This is a genomic window from Methyloceanibacter marginalis (genome assembly GCF_001723295.1).
GTDB classification, from domain to species: domain Bacteria; phylum Pseudomonadota; class Alphaproteobacteria; order Rhizobiales; family Methyloligellaceae; genus Methyloceanibacter; species Methyloceanibacter marginalis.
The window spans coordinates 1-1,692 of the sequence record NZ_LPWD01000018.1 but is presented as its reverse complement, the minus strand read 5'-3'; the positions used below and the strand labels follow the sequence as shown (position 1 = coordinate 1,692).

The following is a 1,692-nucleotide window of genomic DNA, read 5'->3' as shown; positions in this document are numbered from 1 at the left end:
CTCGCCTAACCGTAAGGGATAAAAGGCGCCTTTGGACGCGGTGCGGCTTTTGCCGAATGCCGGAAAAGCTGGTAAAGGGGCCCGTTTCCCGCACCGCGGCTCCCCAGCTTCGCCAGGTGAGCGCGCGGGTCCAAGAGAGGCGCCCAGCGACCCGCCATGGCCAACGCCATTTTCGTCCTAAACGGCCCAAATTTGAACCTGCTCGGCACACGCGAGCCGGAGGTCTATGGCACCGAGACGTTGGAAGACCTGCACGCGCGCTGCGACCGGAAGGCGCACGCGCTGGGCTTCGTCGTGGACTTCCGGCAAAGCAACACCGAGGGCGAGCTGGTGAACTGGATTCAGGAGGCGCGCACGGACGCATCCGGCCTGATCGTCAATGCCGGCGCTTTCACCCACACCTCGATCGCCATGCTGGACGCGCTGCTCGCTTGTCCGGTACCCATTGTGGAGGTGCATCTGTCGAACATTTTCACCCGCGAGCCGTTCCGCCACCGGTCCTATATTTCACAGGCCGCCAAGGGCGTGATCTGCGGCTTCGGAGGCTTGGGCTACGAGCTTGCGATCGAGGCGCTGGTCGCCGCGATCTCTCGGGCCAAAGCAGGTTGATGGACAAGAAAGGACACCGATGACCAAAGACGGGCCGACCCTCGACAAAGACCTCATCAGAGAGCTCGCGGAGCTTCTGGAGGAGACCGGTCTGACCGAGATCGAGATCGAACTCGAGGGGCGCCGCTTCAGGGTGGCCCGTGGCGTCAATCTCACCACGACGCTGACCACGACCGGCAATGGCGGGTCCTTGCCGGTCGAGCATCATGAGCATCGCGAGCCGAAGCGCGCCTCCCAGTCCGAGGAGGCCGCCGCGCATCCCGGGACCGTCTCCTCGCCGATGGTGGGCACCGCCTACCGTTCGCCGGAGCCGGGCGCGCCGCCTTTCGTAGAGGCCGGCTCACGCGTGGTCGCGGGGCAGACCCTGCTCATCATCGAAGCCATGAAGACCATGAACCATATCCCCTCGCCCAAGGCCGGCAAAGTCATCGCCATCTTGATCGAGGACGGCCAGCCGGTCGAATACGGCGAGCCGCTCGTGGTGATTGAGCAGCAATAGCCCTCGATGTTCGACAAGATCCTGATCGCCAACCGGGGAGAGATCGCCCTTCGCATCGAGCGGGCGTGCAAGGAGCTTGGCGTCGCCACGGTCGCCGTCCACTCCACGGCAGACGCGCACGCCATGCATGTCAGGCTTGCCGACGAGAGCGTGTGTATCGGCGCCCCGCCGGCCAAGGACAGCTATCTCAACATTCCGGCCATCGTCGCGGCTTGCGAGATCACCGGCGCCGACGCGGTGCATCCCGGCTACGGCTTTCTTGCCGAGAACGCCCGCTTCGCCGAGATCCTGGACGAGCACAAGATCGCCTTTATCGGGCCGACCGCCGAGCACGTCCGGTTGATGGGCGACAAGATCAAGGCCAAGGAAACGGCGAAGGCGCTGGGCATCCCCGTGGTGCCCGGCTCGGATGGGCCGGTCACCAAATTCGAGGACGCCAAGGCTATTGCCAAGGAGATCGGCTATCCGATCATGGTCAAGGCCTCGGCCGGCGGCGGCGGACGCGGCATGAAGCTCGCCCATTTCGAGAACGAGCTCGAGGCCGCCTGCCACGGCACGCAACGAGGCGCGCGCCGCCTCGGCGA

2 protein-coding genes and 1 pseudogene are annotated in these 1,692 nt (G+C 65.2%); all 3 read left to right on the top strand.

Annotation, left to right across the window (positions count from 1 at the left end; genetic code table 11):
* The first annotated feature begins 156 nt into the window (after positions 1-156).
* Complete coding sequence (aroQ, locus tag AUC71_RS00675) at positions 157-609, top strand: type II 3-dehydroquinate dehydratase (protein ID WP_069622709.1); 453 nt, start codon at positions 157-159, stop codon at positions 607-609.
* A gap of 19 nt (positions 610-628) precedes the next feature.
* Positions 629-1,108, top strand: a complete 480-nt coding sequence (gene accB, locus AUC71_RS00670) for an acetyl-CoA carboxylase biotin carboxyl carrier protein (protein ID WP_069622708.1) — start codon at positions 629-631, stop codon at positions 1,106-1,108.
* 6 nt (positions 1,109-1,114) lie between these two features.
* A pseudogene (locus AUC71_RS00665) lies at positions 1,115-1,692 on the top strand (biotin carboxylase N-terminal domain-containing protein); the annotation flags it as partial.